We start from the raw sequence: 26298 nt of genomic DNA, 5'->3' as shown, positions 1-26298 counted from the left end.
TGGAGGCTTGATCAGTGACTCCACTATTTATACCTATTATTCAGATAAACCTTACGTACGTGAGCGCAATGTATTTGTTTACGATAAAAACAAAAAGCTTAAGGAATTAATCATTAAGAACTACAGCTGGAAGGATACCACCACGGTATATAACTCAGAAAGAAAAATAACTTATAAATATGATGCCCAGTCCAGGCTATTGGAAAAAGCGGAATATGATAGATCCGGAAAGCTAAGCTCCACTGACCGTTACCTTTACGACAACAAGGGAAGGAAAATAAAAGAGCTTTATCAGACCGACACCGAACGCTACAACCGCTATAGCAGCTATCAGTACAACCAACAAGGCAACGTAATTGAGTCTGGTATTTACAACATGGGGAATGAACCGCAGATGAAAAGAACATTCAAATACAACGCGGATAACCTGCTTATAGAAAGAACCTATGATATCAAAAATTCTAAAAAACTAAAAGCGCTGTTCAGTTATGATAAAAAGAAACAATTGGTCAAGGTTCAGCAATTTATTAACGACAAAGTGTATTATGTAAATGAATTCGTACTGGATCAAAAAGGCAATGTGCTGGAGTCTATGTTCTACTTACCGGGAAATAAACCGCTTGTTAAACACATTCATCAAATTGAATATTACGATTAAAACCCGGCCGTTCTGATGTGAAATGGATTAACTGATAAAGCTTTAGTTCGTTCTGGTACAATTTGCCTGATATATTTAAGGTACAATTTCTTATAACATTACAGGGATACAGTTAAAAAACTGTATCCCTGTTTTAGCTTCTATGAAAGGCAAACAACATCTAACAGTGGTTACCGCTTAAAACGGTACCAAATAAAGATCAGCAGGATCAAAAGTAAAAGCAAGTACCAACCCGAAAATGAGGAGCTCTTCTTTTCCATATCTTTCTGAGAAAAATCCTTTGTTTTTAATTGGGATTGTGCCTGCTTTGATTCTTCTATTTGCTGCTTTACTTCCTCTTTCTTCTCTAAGCTCCTGCTGCCAAACTTCCCTTTTCTACGGATCAATACTTTCTCTGCCTGCCCGGAGAAACCCTTCTCTGGCGATAAATCAAACCTTCCTTTGGGCCATATTTCTGTTTGGGAATAGGAATCTAAAGAATCGTTTCTGAGGATTAAAGATCTGCCCTCTTGCTGATCAATCGCTTTTGACTGGCTATCCATCCTGATTTCTTCTTTATCCTGCAGCGTAGCAATGGAACTGTTCCTGGATGTTTTCCGAAGTAATCCGCAAGCCTGCAGCATCAGCAATCCCAGGATTACAAATAATCCATAGGTTTTCATGGGCTACGCTCCTTTCCTATCCAGTTGGCAAATTTGGCGATGCTACGCAGGTGCCTGCGTTTTCTACAGACACCATCGCCTTCTCTGCTCCCGCCTACGTTCGTATTCCCCTCGATGGTCAACACCCAGTCTGATTTTAGTCCCACGACTATTCCTGCATGAGCAATTCTCTTTAACGAGGGAAAATAAATTCCGAACAGATCTGCAGGCATCGACTTTTTAACCAACCGGTTTACAGGAAATAATGCCGGTGTCCAACCTGTTCGGGGTTTGGAAAACCCAGCTTTTGAATAGACCCAGCTCAAATAGGCGCCACACCAGGCATGGCCTTTAGGTAAACCTATATGTTTCAGATACTGCTCTACCCTTTTCCCGTCATTTTTGCCATGCTGTTCCCTGACACCATTTTCTGCCAGGGCAATGGAGAGGATCTCCGTTCTGATCTTTTCTTCAGCTGACAGATTGCTTAACAAATTGCGATCAGGCAGCCTACTGCTGCAAACAACAGTGATACAAATGATGCCCAGTAAAAGCCTAATTGTTTCCATGACTCCATAATTTTAAATTGTACAACCATTATTGCAAGTGCCGGCAAACCCATTCCGCGCCAAAGCCTTTGTAGTAACCAAAAGCTCAACCCAACCATCAGCAGAAAGGAGATCAGGCTCAACAATACCAGGAGCCAGATGCCAGGATCAATATATCCTGCTGTAATGTCTGTACTCAATATCAAGTGCTGGCTAAGCGGCCACATTAGCAACAGAACGGTGAATAAAAATCCAATTTCTACCCTGTGGGCCATTGTAGGTTGAGGCCCTTTAATACCAATATTTTTCATGTGAGTAATTTTTAGATTAAAGAAATAATCACCCGCCATCTTTGCAGAATGGCGGGTGACCGGTTGATTAGCTTAAGGTAACACTCCCACAATACCTGGAGTTAGAAAACCTTTTTCCATCAGCACTGACGACCATGATGTAACAATGAAGCGGCAGACCGATAAATTCAAATGGAACTATCATCCGAATTTTTAAGGCATTTCGTTTAACAACTGTTCCGTTGGTAACGAGATTTTCTATACCCGGAGTATGGATATACACCTTTATCAAATCTGTAGAATCACTCAAGCCAAAACCTCCGTCTAACCAGGAGAATTCAAGCGTAGCTGTTTCACCAGCTACAGCAGCAACAGCAGGCGTAGAAACGGGATTTAATTTTCCCCTGCTGATTAAAAAATCAGCATAACTGATGCTATAATTTGGTGCAGTACCACTAAGCGCGTGCTTAAAATTGTATTTTAACGCAGCGTTTCCTGGAGCAAGCTTATCGATATTGTCTTTAAATCCAATGGCGATTGCGCCACTGAACAAGCTAACCTGTTCCATCATCATACCGAAACCGGTACGGTGGTTAATCTGACTTTGTGATGAGGGTTTTGATGATTTATGTGGCTTAACTGAAAATATGTTCTCACCATCCACATAGCGTCCAACGTTATTGCCGACCGTTCCTGTGACGTCGGACCATGGACCTGCAAATAATTTTCCCATGACTTTAATTATTAAAAATGAATTAATCTGTTGATTCGTAAGTTGCTTGCAAGCCGTTCATTCCGGGCGCCTCGGAAATCACTTAAACATTACGATTCAAACGTATAGATCAATATTTTAACAACCTAATTTCCAATGGGTAATGGCGCTAACTGGCAGTGATTGGCAGTAAATGGCACTGGTTTGTACCGATTTATAGTCCTGGGCACACCAAAAAAAACTGCCTGTGCTAAATCTGCACAGGCATAAAAAAAATCAATTGGATCACATCAAAAGTGCAATCACTGGCTTGCCAGAATAGAGGACTTAAGGTAATACTTTCGTGCGCCTATCTGTTTCGTTATCCAGTTGGACACTTTTGCCAACCTATAAAAAGTACGAGGACTAATGTTTAGTAGTTCCATTACCTGGAGACTATCCAACCATTCGTCAGGCTGCAATGCTGCTTGCTCCTGCAGCATCTGCTTTTCTTTGAATTCAAAAAATCTTTGCAAGATCTGTTCTATTCTTCTCAAGATTATTTTCATAACAATAGGGATTTAACAGGCTGATTTTTGACATGGGACATTGCCCTGACTATAAAAAAATATGGCCTGGAGTTAAAGAATAAGTATGATTTTTACGGGAGACAGTTTGAGACGAGCGGCTCTGGATCTACTTCGGATTTAGGTATTTCATCATGAGATTCAATTTAAAGGTTAATTTGTGTGTTAATTATTTTCCCCTCTTTTTATTTTAATCTCTTCTTAAATTCTGTTCAAACCTAACATTAAACAGCATATAATAAGGATGTATAAGTGCCAATTTGGATGCGAGGCATTATCATAGTATAAATATAACTAAATATTTATTTAATAAGAAATAAAAAAATATTTAATAAAATTATTTCAATAGTAACATTTTTGATATTTATTCCGAAGATTTTCTTTCAATAACATATAAAAGAATTACACCTTGCCCCTTTAAGCGTAAGCCCATTCTACAATTTGCTTCAGGGCTTTCTTTATTTCTAACTTGCCCTCCATCGTATTCACGTCAATACCACACATGGTTTCCCCACTCATCTTAGCCTGAAGCGTAATATAATATATGGCTCCAACCAGGATACCTTCTATAGCCCTAAAATTTTTGTCCTTATCTTTAAAATAATCATCGGTGATTCTGCTAAAAAATTCTTCTCCCAAGCGTTCCCGCTCCTGATTTAACTCTACTAATGGTTTTAGATTTTCACTGAGTCCCCAGTTAATTATCCTACGCATCTCGTCGTTCTCCATCAGGGAATCAAACTGATTCTCCAAAAGCGTATAGGCCATCTGTCTGCCGAAGTCTTCCTTACTTGCTTCTATAATTTCATCGACCTGACTCAGACTGACTTTAAAGTAGTCCTTGCTGTTCAAATATTCCTTTACCAGGTTTTCCATTCCTCCAAAATAATCATAGATCAGTTTGCGGTGGACATTTGCCTTTTTTGCCACATTACTGACATTCAAACCTGTAAAGCCGTCTTTCTTTAAGATGCTGCCTACCGCACTTAAGAGTTTCAGTTTAGTTCGTTCTTTATCTCTGATGGGTCCACTGGTAGTCTTTCTAATCATTCTGCTTTGCAATTTAAACGTAGCAAATTGCATTTTTTAACATACTATTCAAAGACATTTGATCTTTTATTCTATTCTAAATGTTCCGGAAAAACTGGTCCCTCCTCAATGTGTTAATGATGTGCGTGCCGATACTAATTAGTTTGTCTGTTTGAGAAGAGATAAAGACGCCCGAAGAATATGCAAAATGTGTAAGTCCTAATTTGCTGGTTATATGTAACTTCAGGTACAAGAATCCCCTGGACATAAACTTTATTGGCAGAGGATTTAAACCCGAAATTACGATGTTTAATTAATAGACAACACTATGGAAAAAAATAAATTATTGCGAATGGACAATGTCAGCATCGTTGTCGAATCCCTTGATGATGCGATCTCTTTCTTCACAGAGATTGGCCTCAAACTCGAAGGACGAGCGACAATAGAGGGAGAATGGGCTGGTCGCGTTACCGGACTAGGTTCTCAGCATGTAGACATTGCAATGATGGCTACCCCAGATGGCCACAGCCGGCTCGAGCTTTCACAATTTCTAAGCCCTCCTATTATTTCAGATCACAGGAATGCTCCTGTGAATTCCCTTGGTTATCTACGTGTGATGTTCACCGTGGAGGACATTGACGAGCTGGTATCCAGACTCATTAAGCATGGTGCTCAGCTCGTTGGTGAAGTGGTTCGGTACGAGAACTCGTATAAACTCTGCTATATCCGGGCGAAAGACGGACTTCTAATCGGTTTGGCGGAACAGCTCAGTAATTCTTAAGCTTTGTTCATTGTTAACGGCAATTCCTAAATAAAAAAGCCCCGGAACTGGGGCTTTCAATTGAAAATTAGAAAGGGGATTATTGTTGAATATATCGTTGTGCCCTCATCCTTATAACAGACCCTTATTTGCAAAACTGTAATAACCACTTTGGGTCACAATCAAATGGTCCACTACTGCAATATCCAGGGAAGATGCTGCTACTTTTATGGTCTTTGTTAATGCAATATCCCGCTCACTGGGAAACAATCTTGCGCTGGGATGATTGTGAGCTAAAATAACCCCGCTCGCTTTACCTAGTATAGCTGCCGTAACGATTACTTTATGATCTGCTATAACTGAGTCCATGCCACCACTCGAAATATTGATTACACCCAATACCGCACTTCCCTTATCTAACAAGATCATTTTGAACTCTTCGATCAGGTCAATTTTACCCTTATCCCAACATTGCATAAAAATGCCATATACATCCTCCATACATTTTATGACTGGCCGTTCGGATGCTTTCAATTTAGGCTTGTATGTCAATTCAATCTGCGATACATTATATAAGTTCTTTTTCATTTGGATCTGGTTCAGTATGAGTAATTGGATATATTTTTTTGATTTGAGACGCGGAAGGAACCAACGCTCTTTGTAACTGCGCGATGCTCAAAAAAGAACTGTCGAAAAACAGGTCCGGATCAAATTCATTTTTTAAGATGTGGACACAGTTCATCAGCTGAATCAGGTCAAACTGCAGATCCTCAATAAAATCATGTTCGTAATTTTCGAGGTGATCTATTTCAATTATTATTTTTTGGTTTTCTACTTTGATCATGTCATGGTGTTTACTGGTAAATACGATGGTTTAGGGATAATCGCTGTATAGTTTGGCCTATCAGACTGGTGCGGGAAATTTAAATCCAGGCATTTTCCTGTGTAAGATCGAGGTATCGATGAATAAGAAGGTTGCTATTGGGTTGTTTCTTGATTTCATGGCTCATAATTTTTAATGAGCCCTTGTAGAAGTGATCACAAATAAATGTGAGGACTACCAACCACCACCACCTTAAAAGTTTCTGACACCTTATGCGACCTGGAATTACAGTAGCCCTCACATCTATTTTTTGGACGCGCAAATATAGCACATCTATATATTAGATATTAAGCATTCTACTGTCTTAGGCCACGGTGTCAGATTGCGGTGATGATAAGACTCTTTTAAATACTTATTGTTATGTCTAATATATTTAATTTAAAATACAATAACAAACTTATTAATTAATAATTAAGATCGTTCACTTGATTTTTCATCAAAAAAGATATCCTGCTAGGATGCTGTCGAAATGTTTGGCGCTTCCTTTATAGATTTATTAGTAGTTACATAGTCCTTAATAGATAGTTGATAGGTCAATAATTTGTCCAAACGACCTGTTAACTATGTATTTAATACTTAATAAGTATTAATTTTATTTATTCGCATAATATTTTGATATGCAAATTATTTCGTAACTTGTTATTAGGAAGCTTAACAAGTTAATAAACCACACGGATATGGGAAAATTAATAAACGGAGTGTTTGGCGGATTCCATGGCAGAATCGGTAACCTCGTTGGTTATACCTTAAAAGGTAAATACATTGTCAGAAAAATAGGAAGAAGTACTAAGCCGCTTACACCGGGTAGGAAATCAAACTGTCAAAAGATGACGGTTGTAAATGAAATACTAAGCCCTTCCCTGGCTGTTATCCGGGCAGGATTCCGTCTTGCAGTGATAGGAACCGACAAAAATGAGTATAATGAAGCCGTTTCTTATAATAAAATGAACGCTATTCAGGGAGAATATCCCAATATCAGCCTGGATTATACCAAGGTATTGGTAAGTATGGGAGATCTTCCTGTGGCAGTGAATCCGGTTATTAACCAAACCGCTAAAGCTGATGAAATTGAATTTAATTGGGAAATAGCAGCTGATTTGCCTATTCAACGTCATAACGACCGCGCAATGCTGATGGTTTATTTTCCTGAATTGAAACTAACCTTCTATCATCTGAGCGGATCAAAAAGAGTGGAAGGAAAAGACGTACTTCATATCGATTCAGATTATGCTGGAGAACGTATGGAGGCTTATATCTCTTTTATCAATGACGACGGGCAAAGGGTCTCTAACAGCGTATACGCAGGTTCTTTGAACTTAGATCGCAAGAAGCAAATTCCAGATAACGGCAATGCAGAAATTGACGATATTCCTGGATTTATTTACAAACTACAGGATAAACTTATGCAAAAAATAGCAGGAAACTGTGAATTGAGACTCAGCCAGCATGATACCCGTATTGCGGAACTTAGACTCAACTCCTCCCCTGGTAAACAAATGGATATCAAAACGTCTTTATCATCAACGTTGTCTCTTTTGTTTAAAAAAGCAAAGGTTAACCGCGTTGTAGCTAATATCAGCACTGATAATCAGGAAACAATCAGCTTGTTGAAGCAACTGGGTTTTAGAAAGGAAGGTCGTTTTATTGAGAATCGCTTTCTGAATGGTAAATGGGTGAATGAATATCAGTTTGCGATTTTGAAATCGCAATGGGACTTGTTGAACTAGTCGTTTAGCGAAGGACTTAGGTGTTCACTTACAAGGCATGATATATCAGAGAACCTAACGAATCTTCTCTTGCGGGAATTGCTATGGATTGAGCATACAGTCAATCACCTACCTCAATATTACGCTCCCAATTTCTATAAATCGGATATAATTGACCACTGTTTAATACTGCGTACTTCCCGTTGTGGTTTCTTTGATCGAAATACATTGAATCAACACGACCCTTAAAATCTGCTGACAGCTCATCCCTCATCATTAATTCTTCGCTGCCTGGTCCAAAAAATATGGTATACAATACAAATCCTAGCAATGCAAGCATTGGTGACCCAAATACATAATAGATGATGATGTTGTCTTTTTTTGATATTAATTCTTTTGGCATCATTGGATTATTGTTAATATGTCTTATTGGTATCCCTAGTATAGTAATATTCCACCAAAGATGCGATATGATGTCCCTATAAAGCATGAATACTTGCAAATTTAGGCCTATGGGGCATTTTTAACAATAAAAGTCAGAATTTTTCAACCTTATAATCAACCGATTAGAAATGGAATTGATTTAATTTCCATTATTTAGTAATCTGAAAGTACAATATTTGAGTAAAAGTTATACTTTTGCAACCCCAAACAAGGGAAAACAAATGATTCCGTAGCTCAGCTGGTAGAGCATTACACTTTTAATGTAGTGGTCCTGGGTTCGAATCCCAGCGGGATCACCAGATTCATCATCAAAACGTATAAAACCCTGCAAATCGAATGATTGCAGGGTTTTGTGTTTGAGGAGGAAAACACTAAGATTCCGCGATGAAGAACAGATACCCTAAATTGATGCAGCAATTCTGAATCCAATGCATTCATCCTTCGCATTAGCAACTATAGCGTATCTTTTTGAAACTGTGCAATGGACAGCCCAGTTCCAAAGCATCCAATTTGTTTGTCCATCAGGCGCTGCAATAAATCCGTCTATTGAAGTCCGGATCTCTAATATTAATTTTCTCATTAACGATGATTTTAATAAGATAAAAATATAGTTTGTATTCCTTGACTCTGTAGCGCGAAAACGACAAACTACACGTGAATTTGCGACAGTTCTTTATACCAGTATTTTATTGTAAACTACTGGCATTTTTCCTTTCCACCTATTCCAGATAGTATCGTGTATCGTTAATTGAGACATAAAGTTTGCTACATTTATACGGCTTGTCTTTCCCGGATCAAATAGAGCACTTCTCGTGGGTGATGCATTTACTGAATAGTCAGTAACCATTTCCACATCAATTAAACCGTCAGGACGCACTGCAACCCATTCAATAAAAGGATTTTCTTGCCCTATCTTCACTCTTAAATAATCTGCTGCTTTTTCATTGTCAGGATGTGGCGGTAAAAATAGCCGAAGCAGACCTATTACAATTTTCTGCCCAAAAGAAACCGGTTCGTTCAAATCCCTGTTACTATTTCCTGCAGTATTCATCAAGACAAATTTAGTTGGCATTTCTGAGGCATTTTTTAAGATTGCCTCACATAGTACTTTAACAGTATCTGTAACAAGTTGTCTTGGTTTTCCATAAATGCCCTTTAAGCTCAGGTTATGTCCGAGACAGGATGCAACTGATTCACAATCTTTGAGGTGCTCTGCCATCTCGTTCACCTTGATATTCGTAATATTATCGTCCTTGATAACGGTTATATTGTCATTGCTTTCCCACACATCAGGAATATTGCTGGTTGATCGAACAATTACCTTCACTGTTTGACCTGCGCCTAACAATTGCTCGACCAGGAGTTTTCCTGTTGCCCCGCTCGCTCCTACTACCAATGTTTTCATTTTTTTGAGATGTTAATTTATTTTATAGATATATTCAATGTTGATATAAGTATTGAATTTTTGTAAGTTATAATTAAAAATGAGCCTATACAATTAAAATCAAGTTCAAAAATAAGCCTTTCTTTGTTTAAATTAAAATGATGAAGCGATTCCGAATTTTTGATTTTTTGTATCTATAACTAGAATATAATTTAGAAACAGTTTATTTCCTATCATGCCATGGATTCCCATTTTTGACATTTGTTCAATCTGAGTATTGCTTATTCCTTCAATATAAGTGGAAGAACGAAGGGGTATTGTTGTGCCGGCAAATTCTAAACTGTCGTTCGATGCGAGTGTATTGGCTGTCAAAAGTTTACTCCACGATTTTACTTTATATTGAATAAGTTCGGCGTTGGTTTTGGCCAGTTGGCTACACATTTCTTTGTTAGTAAGCAGCTCAAACATACTTGAACCTGTATCAAAATAGAGAATAGTTTCTTTACCTTTTAATTTAGCCGGAAATAATACGCTCCTATTCGAATATATAAAATTGGTTAATGAGATATGTCCCAATAATTTTTCGGGAATGCTTTTTGAGATGGTAAGTTTACAATTCGCGTAATCGATGATTACGACTTTATTATCAATTAGATCAGCTCCAATAGTTCCAATTATTTCAGTGCTATTTTTATCTTTCCAGTCGATTGATGTGCTGTCAAACTGTTGTACAATAATTTCTTTTGCCAAAATAGATATCTCGGCAACGTTGAATGAGAAGTTTTGTAATTTATCTCCTACTTCTCTCAAAGGAATTGATTTCGGATATTTCATTTGGATAGCCTCGACTTTATTTTTATATAACAGGGAATATGGAGAACCCAGGTCAAATTGCATATAAAACAGACGTGGGCAGTTCTTCAGCTTAACTGGAATAAGAATAGCGGTATTAGCCTCCCATTTTGAATTGATATAATCTCCATGCCAACGAAATGAGATAGTTTTGGTTTCCGAGGACATTACCAGTTGATTGACTGGCAATGTTGGCATAGATTGAGCCATGATCAACTTAATGGAAAAGATTGTACTACCTAGTATTACTGATAAAAATTTTTTAAAAAAGTTCGGTTTGATTTGCATTTGCTAGTTTTTTTAATGCAAAACTATCTTTAATATTTATCCGGTCAACCGTAATTTACACGTCATTAGCCCGACATTTAGTAGTAAATAATGCTTCTATTGTAAAGATGAACTAAAAATTTATAGTTTTTATGCGCAAAAAACTGACAGTAATAAGCAAGGCATTTAAAATGTACATTATGAAGAATATCCATAAATAATGTAACAAATAAAACTCTTTAAAATAGGTAACTACAATAAAATTATAGGCCAACGCAAGTAAAAGTGAAAAGGAAAGCGTGATTCCCCAATAAATCTGCTGCCGAATTACCGAACGTCCAAATGCAATTGTCTGAGTATTGTAGCTGCCAGATTTTTTTAAAAGATAAATGGGAATTAAAAAATGTACTAGTGGGATTACAAGATAACCAAAGCAGGACAAGCAAAGGATTTTAAGAAAATGCTTTTCATTTTCCAGATCAGAGATAATTTCAGGTATTGTTGATTCTTTCAACGAATCATGATTTTGTGATTCATGTGTTAACTGCTCAAAGGTGGTTCCTAAAGCCTCGGCTATAATCTTAATAGTAAATGTCCTGGGGCTACTTTTACCACTTTCTATCCGTTGAATAGTACGGACAGTAATATTTGTTAAATCCGCTAATTTTTCCTGAGTAAGACCTATACTTTTCCGGGTTATTGCTATTTTTTTATGTAGTTCCATAGCCACTAAATCATCTTGTAAAGATAATTGTTTTTGCTCATGATCAGGTTTGGGTATCCAAGCATTCGGAGATTTCTTCTATTATGACGCTATATAATCTAATCTGTTACAGTTAGATATAATTTTTCTAGAAGTGTATACAAATGTACAAATTTGCTGTGATTTTATAAATTTTGGTGATTCTTATCCACTTTTGTTCTTAATATGATAAATAAAGGCCAGTATCTATATTTGTATATGAAAAAATTGACCTTAACGCTTACCTTTTGCTTAATAGTTGTAATAGCAAAATCTCAAACACCTACTTTAAGCACGTTAATCAGGTACGTGAATACTCCAGTAGCCGATCTTACAGAGGAAGTGATTTCAATTAACGGATGGGAACTGACTGAATCTGAAGTCGTAGATAGCGTAGTAACGCTTCATTTCAATTTTAAAGATGCTAGCTTGCTAATCAGAAAAGTAAAAGACTATAAAAATGAAATCTCTCTAATTTGTAATAAACTAAAGTACGACAATCTCAATAAGGAACTTTTGCAATTAGCACCCAAATTGGTTGATTCCAGGGTGAATGAAAAAGGTCACGTTGTTAAGACTTATTGGGGAGAAAAATATGGATATAAAATCTCAATAGCACCAAAATCAGTTTTTGTAGTTCAGGTTTTTGACAAAGAAAATTCTTTGATAAGAGAGCAATTGGAAAGCCTGCCTGCTAAAACAGGCTCCATTGAAGCAGCATACATTCAAGATTCAAACTTTGGGGAAACGCCCATGCCATTAAGGAAGTTCAAGAACTTAGTTATGCCGCAAGATGATGGACTAAAAACTGGAAAGATTGCAGTAAGAATTAAAGTTTATAATGATGGTAACGTCATAGACGCTACCCCAGGGGTAAAAGGCACCACGTTAAATGATAGAGACTTGTGGCAAAAATGTAAGGCTTCAATCATGGGAGCGAAGATGCCCCCTTCTAATTCTTTACCTTCTCTCCAAATAGGTATCGTGGTCTTTAATTTTAAAGTAAAATAAAGATATGTCGACTGGCTCTGCCCATATTTCTGTCTTATTTATTAAGCCTTAGATTTGAGAATTATTAGTAGAAAACTGTAGAGATTTATCTCAGGTTATATGATATAAATTAGGTTAAATGCTTTATTTTTCCTATATTTAAGTATAGCATTTGCAGCTAAAACATAGTACAGAATAACCACCAATTACAATAAAATCAACTTTCTTTAATAGAAGCTCTTTTAATAAGTCTTGATGTTTTTCTATAAACAGGTTCATCCAGCTGTAATTATTCTAATTTTACCTGTTGCAGTTCTATTTTTCAAGTCTTCTCTACTAACTTGATGTACACGTAAAATAAGTTCAACAGTATGCCTCAAACGATCAATAGGTGATTGCTTGATAATATCCTGAATTTCAGTTTCTTTAGCCTCTTCAAATGAGTTGAAAATTCGTATCCTGTCTTTTGCCTTATTCATCACAATATCATTTAGTAATATATATTAGAATCAGTATGTTTTTTGTTTTCCTGCGCTTTCAATAAACGCTCATAAAATACTTCTTTTCTGCATGAAGCTTCTCAACTCTTTCTACTATGTCTGTTGTAGTACTCGTATAGTGTTAATTAGAATCAATTGTAAATATATGTATTTCCTAAAAGATTTATGTATTTCAGATATATAGCATCTGCAGCTAAAACGTATAAAATAAAGGTGAGTGATTCGGTGAGTACCAAATCCAAAACCTTCCAGATAATGAATAAACACTGATTTTTACACCAGGTGTGAATCCCAGCGGGACCACTTTTAATTTCCCATGCAGTTTAATAACTAATTTCTATAAATTTTGTATTATTACTACTTGATTAAATAATATGGAAGGGTTTAATAAATCGAATAGTACATCCATAAACACTTTCTGGGTTGCAATGCCAGTAATGCGGAATTTAATCTTACTTGCGGCAAGAAATGAGGTTGAAGTAGATGCGATTTGTGTAGCAGGAGGTATTAATCCAGCCGATATGAACAATATCGAAATGAAGGTGTCCCTCGAATCGAACATAGCCATTATGGAAACTATACTTCAACTTTCGGACGACAAGGACATGGGGCTCCACTTAGGTGAAAAAGCCACCCCTCCCATTATTGGCCAAGCCGGGCATTTACAACAAAGCGATAGTGATGTTCTTTCTGCCTTTAGAAAAACAGTATATTTCACCAGGACTTTCACGGCTTTATACGATTTTATTTTTGAAGAAAAAGATAATAAAATCTTTCTTTATTATGAACCGGTTCAATTATGGAATGATATAGCACCCGAAACAGCAAGGCATGGCGTAGATATTCCATTTGCGGCCACAGTTAATTTTGTAAAAGTACTTTCCGGTCAAACAGTATACCCTATAAAGGTGCAATACAAGTATCCCAAAGTTTCTGATACTAGCGAGCATGAAAGAATTTTTAAATGCAGACCAAGTTTTAATCAACCTTGTAATTGCATTGTATTTAACAGAGCAGACTTAGAAATTCCCATTTTGGGATACAATCCAAAACTAAATATTGTTATCGAAAATATGCTCCATGAAAGGTTACGACAAGCAGCAGAAGGTGTAAGGTTTAGCGTCAAAGTAAAGGAAGCCATTTTGAATAATTATCAATTTGACTTCCCTCAATTAGAAAATGTAGCTGTTTTTTTAAATATTACGCCACGAACCCTGCAAAGAAAGTTACAGGAAGAAAATACAACTTACAGGGTGCTCAGTGATCTGGTGAAGTATGAGCTTGCTGCTGCTTTATTAAAACATAATGAACTGTCTATTTCAGAAATCGCCTATAAACTTGGTTATACAGACCCACACACATTTAGAAAAGCTTTTAAACAATGGAGTGGTAGCACACCGGCAGAATATAGAACCAAGATTATTACGCTTTAAATTTAACCCAAATATATTCGTCATATACGTTATTATTTTTAATAACAGACTTTTCATGAATGCATTCTAGCGTATATCCGTTCTTCTCTAATACCTTCATAGATGCCTTATTAAATTCGAAGACGCCAGCTTCCATCCTGGTGATTTCAAAAGTTTCAAAAGCGTACTCGGTCATCAATTTAATAGCTTCCGTTGTAATTCCCTTACCCCAAAATGGTTCGGCAATCCAGTAGCCAATTCTAGCATTAGATCTATAAACATTCTCTTTTGGAGTAATACCAATATCTCCACAGAAATTCCCGTTATAAAAAATAAGAAACCGCTCTGCGGATATTTTATCTAGCTGTTTTTGAAACAGCTCAATTCCATCATCGTTGGTATAGGAGTTATCGGGTATATCCAATTTATTGTTCAATATGTTGGGATTGTTCTTAAATTTAACAAACTCATCTAGGTATTGAATATCGTAATTAACTAATTTAATCATGTAAAGGATAGGTCAAGATTTAAAAATATACATATATAAACTTATTTCAGAAAAGATTGAACCAATTCTACAATTTTTTCAGGTTGCATAATTAACCATACATGCCCAGTGTTTGGCTGAATAGCCAATTTCGATTTCGGAAAACCAGCCATATCGGCAAATACATTACCACTGCATAGTTGATATAACTTTGCTTTATGTACCAAATCAACCCCATCATTATCTCCAGAAATAAATAGGTGCTTTCATATTTTTTAGATTTTCATCGCCCAAATCAAAGTCTTCTGTATCGAATTTTATAAACTTGCTTACAGTTTCTAGCTACTAACAGGCTAGTCCTTTTTCAGTATATATGTTAATATAATTATGCCGCAGTCGCAATGTAAAGAATTTTCTAATTTGAAATTTCTCTTTTCTGTGACACCTTGAAAAATTGGCAAACCATCGCCAATAATTGCAGGATTTACAAACAAATGCAATTCATCAATTAATGAATGCTTAATCAAATTAGAAACAAAAGTAGCACCACCATATACAATTATGTCTTTGCCTTCCTGATTTTTAAGTTTATTCACTTCTTCTACGAGGTCGCCTTTTGCAATAGTTGTTTTGTCCCACTCGGATTTGTCCAATGTTTTTGAAAAAACAATTTTTGTTGTGTTCGTATAAACAACTCCACCTTCAAATTCAGGGTCTTCTGGATTTGAAGCCACATTCTTCCAATGTGGGATAAATCCTTCGGCTAATTTTCTGCCAAGTAAAATAGTGTCTACTGGTGCTGTTATTTTTTTTACATAGTCAACTATGTCTTGTGTCCAAGGAAATGTCATCCAGTCCATTTCTCCATTTGTGCCAGATACAAAACCATCAATGGTCATCTGTACTTGTAATTTTAATTTACGCATCGCTTTTTGTTATTTAAGTTTTATTTTCTATTAGTTATCAATGAAAAATTGCCAGCAAAAAAGAAATAATTGCAGCATAGGTTCCACATTTACTTTCGGCCTGTTTTATCAGTGTCACCTAATACTAAGATTGTGTTGTTCATGTTCTATATTTTAGTTGCTTACTTCTTTGTTGTGAGACCTCAATTCTATATGCTCAGTTTTTGTTTTCTTCATAAGCCCGGATCCGAAGGTTAGCATAAATACTATTGAGCCAATGAGGTAAATATTTAAACCAATCTCAGCTAGCATTTTTAACTCAAAAACATTTCCTAATGCATCTATTAGGGTTGCTATTCCGGTAACAACAGCAATTATTCCAGTAATTTTTTGGTTATTGAATAAAAGTCTACCTACTCCGATAAACCACACGGAAGCGAATAACGCTTCTAATATATTCCATAAGCCTTTGGTTACGATGGTGGTTAAAACAGAGGTCATAAGCACAATATTTTCGATTTCAATGGCAGAAGCGTGCAAATAATCTTGCATCAGTAGTGGCCAGGCTACCGCAAGTGTTATGGCTCCGATAGCTCCAATTAATACATAACACAATCCACAATTTGTAATGAGCGAAAGCCATGGCGTACGAAATCTATATTGTTGATCAAAATAAAAAACAAGTGGAAGTAACAATATATAGTAACCGAACATATCCAATATATTAAACCAATAAGCAGCTTTAAATTGACTTGCGTACTCCAAAATGAGTATAGGATCCGAAAATGCTTCAAAATTATAGTTAACCGCAATGGCTCCCACCAACAAACAGGCGATGGATAAAACACCAGAGAGGATACTTAGATAAGCTATAGAAATACGATAATTCATGATTTTAAGTTTAAAGTGTAGCGAGGTAAGCTTTTAATAATGCGATACCTTCGCTATGTTTTATGGTCGTTCCGAGCTTTGGCATGCGCTTATTCTCTAGCTGAATTACAATGGACTTTTTATAGTTTTCCAGGAATGTTTTATTGAAAGGTATTTCATAAGCAGGTCTGAGCACAAGTCGTTTACAAACACCCTGATCATTATGGCAGTGGGCGCAATTCACATCCAAGTAAGCCCGAGCTCTCTCTTCTAGTGTATGGCTTGTATTTTCCCAGTTGGGTAAACGACTAAACGACGTGGGATTGATATTACCAAATATGCCTTCACGTTGTAAGTGGGTTAGCTGATTTATCGGGGTACCACTTCTTGTTACTTCTCTGTTCAGGTTGTGAAGTTTAAAGCCAATGGGCATACTTATTTCAGCAGATTGATGACAGGTATTACATTCGGTATTACTGGGGATGTGGTAATTAACAGTTTTACTAATACCATGTTCATCTACCCAGCTTACATTTTCTGTTGCGCCTGCTGTGATCAGGACAGCATCATTCTGTTCGTTATCCCATTTATAGGTTGCTACATTCCATTTATCTTGTTCCTTAATTAAAAGCCTTGTTTCTATGATTTTCTTTCCCAATAAATGGTTTTGTTTGTCTTTATAATAGTAAAAGGTTTTAACCAAGATTGTACCGTCAGGGAAATTCGGCAAACCATCGCCTGTCGGGGTTAGCTTTGTTCCACCAGGTAATTTTATGAGCCTTTGTTTTTCGGCGTAATCTGTAAACAAGGCTGTTGAAAGTTCATAAACTTTAAAGGTCGCTTCTGGAATTAAATCAGATGGTGTCCCTTGAAAGATCTGATAGTCAGACAGTTTTTCTTTAAACTGCATATTATTGGGGATGGTCACCAAAAAAATATCCTTTTTGCAAGACTGCACATAAACCATGCAGGTAAAGCAGGCTATTAAGCCTACTATTACTTTAAAAGTATTTGAAATCATCTTTTTTTTTCTACAAAGTTCTATTGTAGGCCATAAATAGAATGGCTAAAAGACGACAAAATGAGGGATAGATTGCGACATTTCTCAATAGAATTCAAGGGAATTATTATACAATTTCAATAGTTTAGGGTCTGCTTATAAATTAAATCGGTTTGTATATTTAAAACAAATTTGAAATTCAAACAAAACACCATAAACTATGTCACTAATTAACAATCTATCCAATGCGGGAATTATTGAGCAGCAAGAAGCTATCGAATTGAATAAGAAAATCGGAAAAAGTGGCTCAGAATCAAAAGCTGTTTTAGAAATCCTATACCACTTTTTTATGCAAAAAGTAACTGGGAGCTCTGAAATTGGAAATGTTTTCGTGTCGGTGGGGTCGGCAGAAAAGCAAGACGATATGAACTGTCACAATAAAAAAGAACATTCAAAATTTCTTGAAATCCTATATAAGGAAGGTATAGTCCCAGAGACGGTATACCAAAAAATAAAAACCATTCCACTTACAGCAGATGAGTCTGGTTATTTTGGCATACTCCATTTATCTATAGAATTAATGTCCTTTTATAGATCCTTCACTATTGAGAATCAACTAGCATTTGCCTCCTTACTTGAAGGGAAAAGTCCTTATGGCTCTGATTCCTTGCTCGACGGTCAAAAGAAAAATAAACTTATTCAGGACATAAAGGCCGAAAAACTTGAGACCTATCTCGATTTTTTTAGGTATTGTCATGGATGCAGATTTGTCAATGTTGTGGGTTATCAGGGCAAAGAACATATTCTTTTAAAAGAAGCAGTTAAAATATTGAATCAATTATGCTACAATGCATTTACCATCGTTGAAATTACCAGTTATGATGAGGATTTTGCAGGAGAGCCTTCCTATCACAATAAACAAACTACAATTGTTGTCAGTACTGGTGCCAGAGAACATCGTTATACTTATACATTTTGGCAAAACGAGAATAAAGACCAAAGCGAAAACAAATCAAATTCATTGTTGGAAAACCTTTTGCTACTGGCAAATCAGCTATTAGCCGATTTTAACGCCACTTATAGATTAACAGGAATTACCAATTATTTAAGTGAAGCGCTATTCCCAGACAGTAGAACACAATATGCCATTTGCCGTTTTCAACAGGAAAATCGTAATATCCTAGAATTTTATGCTATGCAAAAAAGGTTTTTGTTTAATCGTCCTTCTCCTGTGTTCATTAGATTTCCACTTTCATATCTGCGAATAGAATATGCTCTTTACCACATTAAAAAGTGTGGGTTATTAGCGCACATAAATAATGAACAATATGATGATATTCTAACTAACATTTACAAAAGCACTTATGATCACGTGGCAAATTTACTCGCTATCTTTCCAAATATGGTTGCTGCTGTTAATCGAACAGTGAGTTCTGGCCAGAAACCATATGATGCTTTCCTATTGGCACTAAATCAAATTTCGCATGGTGTTCTCAACTTTACTGAAATTCACGATGGGATTCCAGAAGATTTTACATTGGAAAGTGAATTAACTTTTAAGGTTTCCTTTAGATGTAATGGCGAATATCATGAGGTAGATTGCAACCTAATTGGTAAAGAATTTAGTGATAACATAGTTTATTACATCATTAATGAAATCATCCGAAAGAAATATACCGAATACCGACTCGTACAACTAATTAATAGTAAACATACACACGATATCTATCTTTTTGTTTCAAATCCACAAGGTGAATATTTGCAAAGCATGAAGCTTTGGGAAACAATAGATCGTTTTTAGTTCTTTATCTGGATAAACCAGAATGTCAGTGAGGTTCACGAAAGCCTCAATGCAAATCGAGGCTTTTTATGTAAAAAGATATTTCAAAATACTCCATGCAGCCAATCATCCACGCTGCAGAATAGCATTCTTCAGAAAATATCACTCATTATACCTGCAAGTGGTTGCTGCTTCGAAGTTAAATTATGAATCATGTACATGATTCTTTAATGTTCCATCTCGGTTAATAAATTTCAATTTGTAATCTTGCTCAATTACCTTACCTCCTGTCTGCAAAAAGCTCCCAAATAATCCACGCCAATCTTCAACATCCTTTTCCTCAGGGGTATCCCACCTTATTAGCCCCAAAGCATCCGTGTCGTCATTACCTTTGAGAACTAGGCCAATTTCATTATTGAGAGATACAATTGTTTCAGGCAAAAATTCTTGATTTCTTTTCCATCTGTCTGTTCTATAAAATATCCTTAGGCCTAGATCCTTGCCTACGTTACCCATTATTAAGTCCCATTTGTTATTGGGATTAAACCACTCCCAAATTCTAGTAAAATCGATAACATTATCACCCTCAACTTCATAAAGCTCTTCGATAAACTCGCCTTTGAATTCTTCAAAGCCGATGCTTGGGTTTAATTTATTCTCGTTTAGGAGCTGCTCTGCAAGATGTAGGTCATCAAACAGTTCAAAAAACTCCCACTGCTTCCAGTAGTCAATCTTTGAAATCCTATTTTGAATATCCCTCTTAAAAAATCGTCTGAACATGTTTCTGATCAACATAAGTTAGATGTTTATAGTTATCCATTCTTATCTACGTTTATCTGAGCAGATAAACCCGAAATTATATACCATATTAGAATATTAAAGCTATTCATTATGCTGAACGTTATTATTGATACTTTCCAAGATCGAGTTTTTTTACTGATGAAAGATACGATCATAAATTGATTTGCATGCTGCTAAATTCAATTGGAATATCATCTTCAGTTCTAACTGAGATTGTGTAATTCAGATGGTATGTGTAAATTGCAATATAATTTTGGCGCGATATGAAAAAAGAATCTAAAGACAATCTTAACGAAGTTCCTAAAACATACGTTACCAAATTATCTGATAATGAGCGTCTGCTAAAAGATATATTCCGACCCGATATTGACAAGCTTAAACTCTTTACCAAAATGTTGTGTACAAATAGTCTTTTAAATAAGGCAGTAATTATTCATAAATAATTTTATGGATGTTTTAGATGAAATATTGCTTCGGTTTTAACCGAAGTACAGATGATTTGGATATTTGGTTATACGATACACTAGATCATAGAAAAAATTTTAGAGCTGCATTTAACGAATTGGATTATGGCGATTTTCCATCTTTTGAAACTATGGAATTTGTACCTGGATGGACCAGTATCTACATAGATAATGCAATAGAATTGGATATTATGACTTCAATGAAAGGATTGGAATCTCTTTCTTTTTTAGAGTGCCTTGATCTAGCATCTATCGCAGCTTTTGAAAATGTAAAAGTTCCGTTTTTACATATCAATCAATTGATAGCTAATAAAAAAGCAGTAAACAGACCTAAAGATAATTTAGGAGCGTTTTTTCATTGCAGGCGTTTGCCAAAGGCCCACACTCTCTATTGAGGGATCAAGGATCAATGCCAAATTGGCACCTTAGAGGTTAACTTTAATACCGCAAGAATCGGGTTCTGTGCAATATACTATTATGGTAGATTTGGTTATAAATAAATATCCATATGCATCAGTTAAGCGAACCCTCAATTCTTTATTTCGGCACTCCTGTAGTGCTAATCACCACCACTAATCCTGATGGAACATATAACATCGCACCTATTTCATCTATTTTCTGGCTTGGTTGGCGTGCTATCATAGGCATTTCGAATTTCTCAAAAACTACTGAAAATATTCGTCGTACTGGTGAATGTGTTCTAAACCTCCCTTCTATTCATCAGGCTGCTGCCGTCAATCGCTTAGCGCTAACCACAGGTGCTTTTCCCGTTCCGCTCGGCAAAATACAGAAAGGCTACGTCTATGAGGCTGATAAATTTGACCTTGCTCAACTTACACCTGTACAATCCGAAACAGTTAACCCACCTAGAGTGGCAGAATGTCCGGTGCAAATGGAAGCTGTAATGGAGAACTTTCATGGAATTGCAGAAGATGATGAGCAACAGCGTGGCCGCCTGGTTACTATTGAGCTACGCATTCAACGTGTTTATCTTGATGAATTAATTTTAATGGATAGAAATCCAAATCGGGTTGACCCGAATAAATGGAGACCGCTTATAATGAGCTTTCAACAATTTTATGGTCTTGGTGAACAGATACATGTTTCTACCCTGTCATCTATATCTGAGGATTTATATCGTAGTCCTGATGTTGAGCGGGCAAAAAATTTCACAAAAGTAGTTGAGCCTTTGTCCAAAGGATAGCTAAAAAATCATTTGAATTTGATCCTTTCCACTTTTATACAATCCTCTATAAAAGTGTTCGATGACGGTACCAGCGGGATCACGAAATGCATCAATTTGCATTGAGGCATTTTGTATTAAAAGGTATGCCGGAATCGGTGTTTTCGATTGGATGTATTGCCGCAGGCACAACGAAGGAGCTATATCGTGTTCCCCCTCCTTTTTTCTATTTTTTGTAATTCTTCTACATCGGCCTTATCCTTCTTCTTCATCAAAGTCCATTTGCTTTAGAACATCCAACAATTTCAACTTATTTACATTGTCGGGTCTTAGCTATAAATCCACATCGCCAGTGCTTCTTGCGTAGCCATGAAATATCACAGAATATAAAGAGGTTCATCCAACTGTAATTATTCTAATGGAGGTCTGTTTTACTCACAAACTACTTTTAACTATTTATTATTCAGAAAGTTCAAAATCTGGAAGACTTTATACAATTAAACTGACGGGTAACTTCGCATCAAGTATAATTTTTGATTCTATAGATTGTTTTGATATGAATATTTATATCTTTAGAAGAGTGGTTAACTTTTAATGATAAAAAAAATATTACTGTCTTTGATAGCTTGCGTTGTGTTGATTGTAATAACCAACATGGTCATGTACCAAGACGTCCCCGAATTAACTAGAAAAGAACATCTTTCTGAAATTGAGCGCTACAAATCGAATATTAGAAGTCTGTCCATAGGCGATACTAATGATAATGATTTAAAAATTTTTGATACCATCCTTTTGAGAAATAAAGTTTTGATGTTAGGAGAAAATACTCATTATGATGGTCAAACCTTAAAAGCAAAAAGTAGACTTATTAAATATTTACATGAAAATCAAGGTTATAATATTGTTTTATATGAAGCGGGGCAGTTCGATACTTGGATAATGAATGAGGAAATGAATAAACATAACAAGTCAAAAATCGCTGCTGATTCAGTTGGTGGACTTGGGCTGTTTTATTGGTGGTGGGCAAATGAGGAAACACAGCCTCTTTTCAGATACTATCTAAAAACAAAATTATCATCGTCACCTATAGAAATAGGTGGATTTGACATCCAGTTTTCAGGAAGCCTTTTGGAAGATAAGCGGACAAGTCAGCTAAAACATTTTCTCGAAAAAAATAAAATTAGCATTGAAAAATATCCGCTCTTCAATAAATATAATGACAACCTTAATTTCTTGTTGGACAACGCTTATGTAAACAAAACACTGAATGCCCAACAGAAAACACAATTTCTTGAAGAGATCAGTGGATTGGAGCAAGCAGTATTAAAGCTCGAGCAGACTAAAGAAAATACCATCTATGCCAGATATCTTAATGATGTAAGAAATAATTACCACAAATCATGGGAATATGAGCCGGGTACATGGCCGAGCATGAATTATAGGGATTCGCTAATGGCCAGAAATCTTATTTATCAGATTGATTCAGTTTATAAAGATCAAAAAATAATTGTATGGTGTGCCAATATCCATACATTTTCACGCAGATTTAGTAAAGATTTTCTACCCTTGGGTGCCTATATCAAAAAGAAATATGGGGTAGCATCTTATATGCTTAGTTTTTCATCTTATGCGCGACATTATGCTGAAAACAAAGTTGTTAATAAGCCGGGAAAGCAAGCGATAGAGAATGATTTTCACAATACAAAATCTCCTTATTTTTTTATTGACTTTAAAAACATCCCTGCAAATTCGTTTTTGAAAAACCATTTCGTCTCCACTATTAATCAGGGAATGGACCAAAAAAAACAATGGAGTAAATTCACCGACGGAATCTTCTATATTGATATAAATAAAAATCCCTCTTATCCAGAAAAAAAATGACTGAGAGCATAACGACGAAAAACCTATGTTTTCAAATTGGTTCTAAAACCATTTTGAATAATATTAACCTGAATGTCCCAAAAGGCAGTATTTACGGCTATTTGGGAAGAAATGGAGCGGGAAAATCAACTACAATTAAACTTCTTCTGGGGCTTTTGGAAGACAAGAATGATCATGTTTTTGTCCACGGTAAAAGTCTAAAACAGAATATTACACAAATTCATGCGATTACCGGAAACCTTATTGAATCCCCTTGTTTTTATAATAAACTGACTGTATTTGAGAATTTAAAATACCTGGACATTATCCATAAAAAAGGAACAAGGAGGATTGAGGAAGTTCTGGAGCTCGTTGATCTCCATGAACAGAAAAAAAAGAAAGCTAGCAAATTGTCTATGGGAATGAAGCAAAGATTAGGAATTGCTATGGCCATATTTCACGATCCCCAACTGCTCGTTCTTGATGAACCATTGAATGGACTTGATCCACAAGGCATTTTTGAAATGAGAAAGCTGTTTCAAAATCTTAATGAACAGGGGAAAACTATCTTCCTTTCAAGCCATATTCTAAGTGAACTAGAGAAAGTAGCAACACACATAGGGATCATTGAAAAGGGAGAAATGATATTCCAGGGAACTAAAAACGACCTTTTAGGGCAGGTGGAAAGGTATGTTAGCTTAAAGGTTAATGATGCGGAAACTGCAATCACTATATTATCAACTTTAGGTTTTTCAATTCAAAATAATGTAAATAATAAAATTTCGGTTAAGATAAACGATGATCAGCAATTCAACTCACTTCTAAAAAGTCTAGTTCATAATGGGATTGAAATCTACGAACTTGAAGCGCAAAATGCTAATCTGGAACAGATATTCATCAATTTAATTTCTCAAACAAATGACTAATACTTTTTTTAAGACTTTTTCAGCCGAACAGTACAAACTCTCTAAAAATAGAGAAATTTTTGGCGTATTGCTGCTCCCTGTCTTGTTAGTGTTTATGGTTGATGGGTACATTATTTACAAGGCTAACACGGAAGTTTTTGCGGAGTCGCTTACAAATCCATGGGTAGTACTATTAGGGAGATATGTTTTCCAGTTCTATAATCTCCTGTATCCCATTCTCGTTGCTATTTTTGTGTATGCATGCTGTGATATTGAATATAAAAACAATAACTATAAAATTCTTTTCACCATCCCAATATCTAAAACTGAAATATTCTTTTCTAAAGCACTCTTTATTACATTGGTTATTTTGTTTTCAGTAATACTACCTTATTTAGCATTCTTGCTAAGCGGATATTTTTTAAGCGTAATGTATCCTGAAATTGGGTTTCAAAATTATGATTATCGAGAAGTTATTTTTTATACCTTTTTTAAACTATTTATCGCCCTGTCTGCTATTTCAATGATTCAGCTATCTATAAGCCTTGCTCTTAATAGTTTTATTTACCCTATTGGCTTTAGCATGTTCATGGTAGTATTTTCGATAGTAGTGGCGCGGAAGGAATTTTCGGATTTTATTCCCTATACCGGAACTTACAAATCTTTTGAAAATATTCTGAGTGAGAATAATTCTTTTGCGCGGCTTGACTACAGTAATATTGTAATGATGATTTTATTTCTACTGGCTAGCTATTACCTGTTTAAGCGAAAAAGAATAATTTAGGATTGTTAATATTAACGAGTCCGATAAGCAGTTTGTTTTACAAATATTTTTAGCTACAAAATAAGTGGTGAGCTATTCGCTGATTTTTACACTAGGTGCCAATCCCAGCGGGGTGATATTTGAAAATAGTCTTCTATTCCATTTCAATACTCATTTTGTGTTCGAGTACTATGAGGTCTTAATATAAAATTATCCTTTAGCCACTTTTCTTAGCAATTTGTATCTTTATTACCTATCATTAGATGAATGGAAGTTCAAGAGGGTGCTACTGCTTTAAAAGAGAATACTGATGTTTGGATATTAAAATACTATCCCCTACTTGATCCTGTACCTGTTTTTTTATTATGGTACACAGATACTGATAAGGAAAGTACAGATAAATTATTCACGTTCAAAACAGGTCAGATATTTGCCACTAATTCCCTAAATGATTTAAAAAATATTATAGTTCAAAATTATGCTGTGATCAAGGAGTTTGAAAACCTTAATGTTTGGCTAAATGATTTCGACAGTCAAGTTTCCAGTAAGTTTATCATCTATGATATTAATAAAATTTATAACGCTGTTAAAGTTCAAAACTTTGAGATTGAAATTCTTGAAGGATTAACGAATTTCATTAATTTATTTGGGGACTATGTTCATCAGGATCATAGCAATAAAAATTTAAAGCTCTTAGTAGATAATAAGTCAATAAGAAAAGCCTGGGACTACTATTACAATTATGTCTTTTGGCCACGATTTAATGATAAAGATCGATTTGAAGCTTGGGAAAGGCCTCCCTTTAAAGTCAATGTTGTGAAACTGATACAGGGACTTGAAAAATTAATAAGATGCTTTGAGGATAAAATTACAATTATAAATTAATCTATATAGTT

The 26298-nt window shown here is 35.7% G+C and carries 30 protein-coding genes and 1 tRNA gene; 13 read left to right on the top strand and 18 right to left on the bottom strand.

All coding sequences use genetic code 11. The features are described from left to right. Positions 1-7 precede the first annotated feature (7 nt). Positions 8-658 (top strand): hypothetical protein, encoded by a 651-nt coding sequence (locus BLQ87_RS30195; RefSeq protein ID WP_074612630.1) that lies wholly within the window; start codon positions 8-10, stop codon positions 656-658. 170 nt (positions 659-828) lie between these two features. Here BLQ87_RS30195 and BLQ87_RS30190 read toward each other — a convergent pair whose 3' ends face one another. The 5 genes from BLQ87_RS30190 to BLQ87_RS30165 form a co-directional block, all read right to left on the bottom strand. Then, positions 829-1320 (bottom strand): hypothetical protein, encoded by a 492-nt coding sequence (locus BLQ87_RS30190; protein ID WP_074612629.1) that lies wholly within the window; start codon positions 1318-1320, stop codon positions 829-831. Further along, positions 1317-1868, bottom strand: a complete 552-nt coding sequence (locus BLQ87_RS30185) for a peptidoglycan-binding protein (protein WP_074612628.1) — start codon at positions 1866-1868, stop codon at positions 1317-1319. Before BLQ87_RS30185 ends, BLQ87_RS30190 begins: the two co-directional genes overlap by 4 nt. Continuing rightward, on the bottom strand, positions 1787-2158 hold the full coding sequence (locus tag BLQ87_RS30180; RefSeq protein WP_143010595.1) for a hypothetical protein: 372 nt from the start codon (positions 2156-2158) through the stop codon (positions 1787-1789). Before BLQ87_RS30180 ends, BLQ87_RS30185 begins: the two co-directional genes overlap by 82 nt. A gap of 67 nt (positions 2159-2225) precedes the next feature. After that, the gene (locus BLQ87_RS30175) at positions 2226-2870 is read right to left on the bottom strand and encodes a DUF6266 family protein (RefSeq protein WP_074612626.1); all 645 of its coding nucleotides are present in this window, start codon (positions 2868-2870) and stop codon (positions 2226-2228) included. A 962-nt stretch (positions 2871-3832) separates the two neighbouring features. Continuing rightward, positions 3833-4465: a TetR/AcrR family transcriptional regulator gene (locus BLQ87_RS30165; RefSeq protein WP_074612693.1), complete on the bottom strand. Its 633-nt coding sequence runs from the start codon at positions 4463-4465 to the stop codon at positions 3833-3835. Between the two features lie 331 nt (positions 4466-4796). On the opposite strand from BLQ87_RS30165, the gene BLQ87_RS30160 reads away from it, so the two are divergent. Further along, positions 4797-5225, top strand: coding sequence for a VOC family protein (locus BLQ87_RS30160; protein ID WP_245723964.1), 429 nt, complete (start codon positions 4797-4799; stop codon positions 5223-5225). 111 nt (positions 5226-5336) lie between these two features. Here BLQ87_RS30160 and BLQ87_RS30155 read toward each other — a convergent pair whose 3' ends face one another. Together BLQ87_RS30155 and BLQ87_RS30150 are read right to left on the bottom strand one after the other, a co-directional pair. Beyond that, positions 5337-5792: a JAB domain-containing protein gene (locus BLQ87_RS30155; protein WP_074612623.1), complete on the bottom strand. Its 456-nt coding sequence runs from the start codon at positions 5790-5792 to the stop codon at positions 5337-5339. After that, complete coding sequence (locus BLQ87_RS30150) at positions 5773-6048, bottom strand: hypothetical protein (RefSeq protein ID WP_074612622.1); 276 nt, start codon at positions 6046-6048, stop codon at positions 5773-5775. Before BLQ87_RS30150 ends, BLQ87_RS30155 begins: the two co-directional genes overlap by 20 nt. Before the next feature lie 716 nt (positions 6049-6764). Between BLQ87_RS30150 and BLQ87_RS30145 the strand changes: the two genes are divergently transcribed. Then, on the top strand, positions 6765-7814 hold the full coding sequence (locus BLQ87_RS30145) for a GNAT family N-acetyltransferase (protein WP_074612621.1): 1050 nt from the start codon (positions 6765-6767) through the stop codon (positions 7812-7814). Positions 7815-7914: 100 nt separating this feature from the next. Here the strand turns inward: BLQ87_RS30145 and BLQ87_RS30140 are convergent, their stop codons facing one another. Continuing rightward, positions 7915-8199, bottom strand: coding sequence for a hypothetical protein (locus BLQ87_RS30140; protein ID WP_143010594.1), 285 nt, complete (start codon positions 8197-8199; stop codon positions 7915-7917). Positions 8200-8460: 261 nt separating this feature from the next. On the opposite strand from BLQ87_RS30140, the gene BLQ87_RS30135 reads away from it, so the two are divergent. Continuing rightward, positions 8461-8536: transfer RNA gene (locus BLQ87_RS30135), tRNA-Lys, on the top strand. A 101-nt stretch (positions 8537-8637) separates the two neighbouring features. Here the strand turns inward: BLQ87_RS30135 and BLQ87_RS30130 are convergent. The 4 genes from BLQ87_RS30130 to BLQ87_RS30115 form a co-directional block, all read right to left on the bottom strand. Continuing rightward, a complete protein-coding gene (locus tag BLQ87_RS30130; protein WP_074612619.1) occupies positions 8638-8817 on the bottom strand; it encodes a hypothetical protein in 180 nt (59 codons plus the stop codon). 93 nt (positions 8818-8910) lie between these two features. After that, complete coding sequence (locus BLQ87_RS30125) at positions 8911-9642, bottom strand: NAD(P)-dependent oxidoreductase (RefSeq protein WP_074612618.1); 732 nt, start codon at positions 9640-9642, stop codon at positions 8911-8913. Positions 9643-9774: 132 nt separating this feature from the next. Next, a complete protein-coding gene (locus BLQ87_RS30120) occupies positions 9775-10761 on the bottom strand; it encodes a hypothetical protein (RefSeq protein WP_074612617.1) in 987 nt (328 codons plus the stop codon). 112 nt (positions 10762-10873) lie between these two features. Next, entirely contained in the window at positions 10874-11464 is a 591-nt protein-coding gene (locus BLQ87_RS30115) for a helix-turn-helix domain-containing protein (RefSeq protein ID WP_074612616.1), read from the bottom strand. A gap of 237 nt (positions 11465-11701) precedes the next feature. On the opposite strand from BLQ87_RS30115, the gene BLQ87_RS33920 reads away from it, so the two are divergent. After that, on the top strand, positions 11702-12493 hold the full coding sequence (locus tag BLQ87_RS33920) for a hypothetical protein (protein ID WP_176833004.1): 792 nt from the start codon (positions 11702-11704) through the stop codon (positions 12491-12493). A 254-nt stretch (positions 12494-12747) separates the two neighbouring features. Here the strand turns inward: BLQ87_RS33920 and BLQ87_RS30105 are convergent, their stop codons facing one another. Further along, positions 12748-12951: a hypothetical protein gene (locus BLQ87_RS30105; RefSeq protein ID WP_074612615.1), complete on the bottom strand. Its 204-nt coding sequence runs from the start codon at positions 12949-12951 to the stop codon at positions 12748-12750. Positions 12952-13346: 395 nt separating this feature from the next. Between BLQ87_RS30105 and BLQ87_RS30100 the strand changes: the two genes are divergently transcribed. Continuing rightward, positions 13347-14405, top strand: a complete 1059-nt coding sequence (locus tag BLQ87_RS30100; protein WP_074612614.1) for an AraC family transcriptional regulator — start codon at positions 13347-13349, stop codon at positions 14403-14405. On the opposite strand, the gene BLQ87_RS30095 is transcribed toward BLQ87_RS30100, so the two are convergent. The 4 genes from BLQ87_RS30095 to BLQ87_RS30080 all read right to left on the bottom strand — a co-directional run bounded on the left by BLQ87_RS30095 (position 14395) and on the right by BLQ87_RS30080 (position 17667). Next, entirely contained in the window at positions 14395-14892 is a 498-nt protein-coding gene (locus BLQ87_RS30095) for a GNAT family N-acetyltransferase (RefSeq protein WP_074612613.1), read from the bottom strand. The genes BLQ87_RS30100 and BLQ87_RS30095 overlap by 11 nt on opposite strands. A 332-nt stretch (positions 14893-15224) precedes the next feature. Beyond that, the gene (locus BLQ87_RS30090) at positions 15225-15797 is read right to left on the bottom strand and encodes a dihydrofolate reductase family protein (protein WP_074612612.1); all 573 of its coding nucleotides are present in this window, start codon (positions 15795-15797) and stop codon (positions 15225-15227) included. Between the two features lie 153 nt (positions 15798-15950). Then, positions 15951-16667 (bottom strand): hypothetical protein, encoded by a 717-nt coding sequence (locus BLQ87_RS30085; protein WP_074612611.1) that lies wholly within the window; start codon positions 16665-16667, stop codon positions 15951-15953. Positions 16668-16677: 10 nt separating this feature from the next. Next, positions 16678-17667, bottom strand: a complete 990-nt coding sequence (locus BLQ87_RS30080) for a hypothetical protein (RefSeq protein ID WP_143010593.1) — start codon at positions 17665-17667, stop codon at positions 16678-16680. Between the two features lie 199 nt (positions 17668-17866). On the opposite strand from BLQ87_RS30080, the gene BLQ87_RS30075 reads away from it, so the two are divergent. Further along, positions 17867-19447 (top strand): hypothetical protein, encoded by a 1581-nt coding sequence (locus BLQ87_RS30075; RefSeq protein ID WP_074612610.1) that lies wholly within the window; start codon positions 17867-17869, stop codon positions 19445-19447. A 183-nt stretch (positions 19448-19630) separates the two neighbouring features. Here the strand turns inward: BLQ87_RS30075 and BLQ87_RS30070 are convergent, their stop codons facing one another. Beyond that, positions 19631-20221: a hypothetical protein gene (locus BLQ87_RS30070; RefSeq protein WP_245723960.1), complete on the bottom strand. Its 591-nt coding sequence runs from the start codon at positions 20219-20221 to the stop codon at positions 19631-19633. Between the two features lie 466 nt (positions 20222-20687). On the opposite strand from BLQ87_RS30070, the gene BLQ87_RS30060 reads away from it, so the two are divergent. From BLQ87_RS30060 to BLQ87_RS30035, 6 genes are all read left to right on the top strand, one after another. Next, positions 20688-21086: a hypothetical protein gene (locus BLQ87_RS30060; protein WP_074612607.1), complete on the top strand. Its 399-nt coding sequence runs from the start codon at positions 20688-20690 to the stop codon at positions 21084-21086. Positions 21087-21199: 113 nt separating this feature from the next. Further along, positions 21200-21895, top strand: coding sequence for a flavin reductase family protein (locus tag BLQ87_RS30055; RefSeq protein WP_074612606.1), 696 nt, complete (start codon positions 21200-21202; stop codon positions 21893-21895). A gap of 639 nt (positions 21896-22534) precedes the next feature. Further along, entirely contained in the window at positions 22535-23755 is a 1221-nt protein-coding gene (locus BLQ87_RS30050; protein ID WP_172664998.1) for an erythromycin esterase family protein, read from the top strand. After that, positions 23752-24660: an ABC transporter ATP-binding protein gene (locus BLQ87_RS30045; RefSeq protein ID WP_074612604.1), complete on the top strand. Its 909-nt coding sequence runs from the start codon at positions 23752-23754 to the stop codon at positions 24658-24660. The genes BLQ87_RS30050 and BLQ87_RS30045 overlap by 4 nt, the downstream gene beginning before the upstream one ends. Then, a complete protein-coding gene (locus BLQ87_RS30040) occupies positions 24653-25423 on the top strand; it encodes an ABC transporter permease (RefSeq protein ID WP_074612603.1) in 771 nt (256 codons plus the stop codon). Before BLQ87_RS30045 ends, BLQ87_RS30040 begins: the two co-directional genes overlap by 8 nt. Before the next feature lie 246 nt (positions 25424-25669). After that, complete coding sequence (locus BLQ87_RS30035; protein ID WP_074612602.1) at positions 25670-26287, top strand: hypothetical protein; 618 nt, start codon at positions 25670-25672, stop codon at positions 26285-26287. Positions 26288-26298: the final 11 nt, after the last annotated feature.

The sequence above is a fragment of the Pedobacter steynii genome, from assembly GCF_900103665.1.
GTDB lineage: Bacteria > Bacteroidota > Bacteroidia > Sphingobacteriales > Sphingobacteriaceae > Pedobacter > Pedobacter steynii.
Note: the sequence above shows the minus strand (reverse complement) of the source record. Positions and strands in the feature narration are given on the sequence as shown.

What these genes read in the sequence shown, in the direction of transcription:
- BLQ87_RS30120 (WP_074612617.1), bottom strand. Translation starts at nt 10,761, where the DNA reads ATGCAAATCAAACCGAACTTTTTTAAAAAATTTTTATCAGTAATACTA.
- BLQ87_RS30060 (WP_074612607.1), top strand. Translation starts at nt 20,688, where the DNA reads ATGAAATATTGCTTCGGTTTTAACCGAAGTACAGATGATTTGGATATT.
- BLQ87_RS30165 (WP_074612693.1), bottom strand. Translation starts at nt 4,465, where the DNA reads ATGATTAGAAAGACTACCAGTGGACCCATCAGAGATAAAGAACGAACT.
- BLQ87_RS30090 (WP_074612612.1), bottom strand. Translation starts at nt 15,797, where the DNA reads ATGCGTAAATTAAAATTACAAGTACAGATGACCATTGATGGTTTTGTA.
- BLQ87_RS30095 (WP_074612613.1), bottom strand. Translation starts at nt 14,892, where the DNA reads ATGATTAAATTAGTTAATTACGATATTCAATACCTAGATGAGTTTGTT.
- BLQ87_RS30155 (WP_074612623.1), bottom strand. Translation starts at nt 5,792, where the DNA reads ATGAAAAAGAACTTATATAATGTATCGCAGATTGAATTGACATACAAG.
- BLQ87_RS30190 (WP_074612629.1), bottom strand. Translation starts at nt 1,320, where the DNA reads ATGAAAACCTATGGATTATTTGTAATCCTGGGATTGCTGATGCTGCAG.
- BLQ87_RS30160 (WP_245723964.1), top strand. Translation starts at nt 4,797, where the DNA reads ATGGACAATGTCAGCATCGTTGTCGAATCCCTTGATGATGCGATCTCT.
- BLQ87_RS30175 (WP_074612626.1), bottom strand. Translation starts at nt 2,870, where the DNA reads ATGGGAAAATTATTTGCAGGTCCATGGTCCGACGTCACAGGAACGGTC.
- BLQ87_RS30180 (WP_143010595.1), bottom strand. Translation starts at nt 2,158, where the DNA reads ATGAAAAATATTGGTATTAAAGGGCCTCAACCTACAATGGCCCACAGG.
- BLQ87_RS30145 (WP_074612621.1), top strand. Translation starts at nt 6,765, where the DNA reads ATGGGAAAATTAATAAACGGAGTGTTTGGCGGATTCCATGGCAGAATC.
- BLQ87_RS33920 (WP_176833004.1), top strand. Translation starts at nt 11,702, where the DNA reads ATGAAAAAATTGACCTTAACGCTTACCTTTTGCTTAATAGTTGTAATA.
- BLQ87_RS30115 (WP_074612616.1), bottom strand. Translation starts at nt 11,464, where the DNA reads ATGGAACTACATAAAAAAATAGCAATAACCCGGAAAAGTATAGGTCTT.
- BLQ87_RS30075 (WP_074612610.1), top strand. Translation starts at nt 17,867, where the DNA reads ATGTCACTAATTAACAATCTATCCAATGCGGGAATTATTGAGCAGCAA.
- BLQ87_RS30105 (WP_074612615.1), bottom strand. Translation starts at nt 12,951, where the DNA reads ATGAATAAGGCAAAAGACAGGATACGAATTTTCAACTCATTTGAAGAG.
- BLQ87_RS30140 (WP_143010594.1), bottom strand. Translation starts at nt 8,199, where the DNA reads ATGATGCCAAAAGAATTAATATCAAAAAAAGACAACATCATCATCTAT.
- BLQ87_RS30050 (WP_172664998.1), top strand. Translation starts at nt 22,535, where the DNA reads ATGTACCAAGACGTCCCCGAATTAACTAGAAAAGAACATCTTTCTGAA.
- BLQ87_RS30125 (WP_074612618.1), bottom strand. Translation starts at nt 9,642, where the DNA reads ATGAAAACATTGGTAGTAGGAGCGAGCGGGGCAACAGGAAAACTCCTG.
- BLQ87_RS30100 (WP_074612614.1), top strand. Translation starts at nt 13,347, where the DNA reads ATGGAAGGGTTTAATAAATCGAATAGTACATCCATAAACACTTTCTGG.
- BLQ87_RS30040 (WP_074612603.1), top strand. Translation starts at nt 24,653, where the DNA reads ATGACTAATACTTTTTTTAAGACTTTTTCAGCCGAACAGTACAAACTC.
- BLQ87_RS30150 (WP_074612622.1), bottom strand. Translation starts at nt 6,048, where the DNA reads ATGATCAAAGTAGAAAACCAAAAAATAATAATTGAAATAGATCACCTC.
- BLQ87_RS30070 (WP_245723960.1), bottom strand. Translation starts at nt 20,221, where the DNA reads ATGTTGATCAGAAACATGTTCAGACGATTTTTTAAGAGGGATATTCAA.
- BLQ87_RS30080 (WP_143010593.1), bottom strand. Translation starts at nt 17,667, where the DNA reads ATGATTTCAAATACTTTTAAAGTAATAGTAGGCTTAATAGCCTGCTTT.
- BLQ87_RS30185 (WP_074612628.1), bottom strand. Translation starts at nt 1,868, where the DNA reads ATGGAAACAATTAGGCTTTTACTGGGCATCATTTGTATCACTGTTGTT.
- BLQ87_RS30130 (WP_074612619.1), bottom strand. Translation starts at nt 8,817, where the DNA reads ATGAGAAAATTAATATTAGAGATCCGGACTTCAATAGACGGATTTATT.
- BLQ87_RS30055 (WP_074612606.1), top strand. Translation starts at nt 21,200, where the DNA reads ATGCATCAGTTAAGCGAACCCTCAATTCTTTATTTCGGCACTCCTGTA.
- BLQ87_RS30045 (WP_074612604.1), top strand. Translation starts at nt 23,752, where the DNA reads ATGACTGAGAGCATAACGACGAAAAACCTATGTTTTCAAATTGGTTCT.
- BLQ87_RS30035 (WP_074612602.1), top strand. Translation starts at nt 25,670, where the DNA reads ATGGAAGTTCAAGAGGGTGCTACTGCTTTAAAAGAGAATACTGATGTT.
- BLQ87_RS30085 (WP_074612611.1), bottom strand. Translation starts at nt 16,667, where the DNA reads ATGAATTATCGTATTTCTATAGCTTATCTAAGTATCCTCTCTGGTGTT.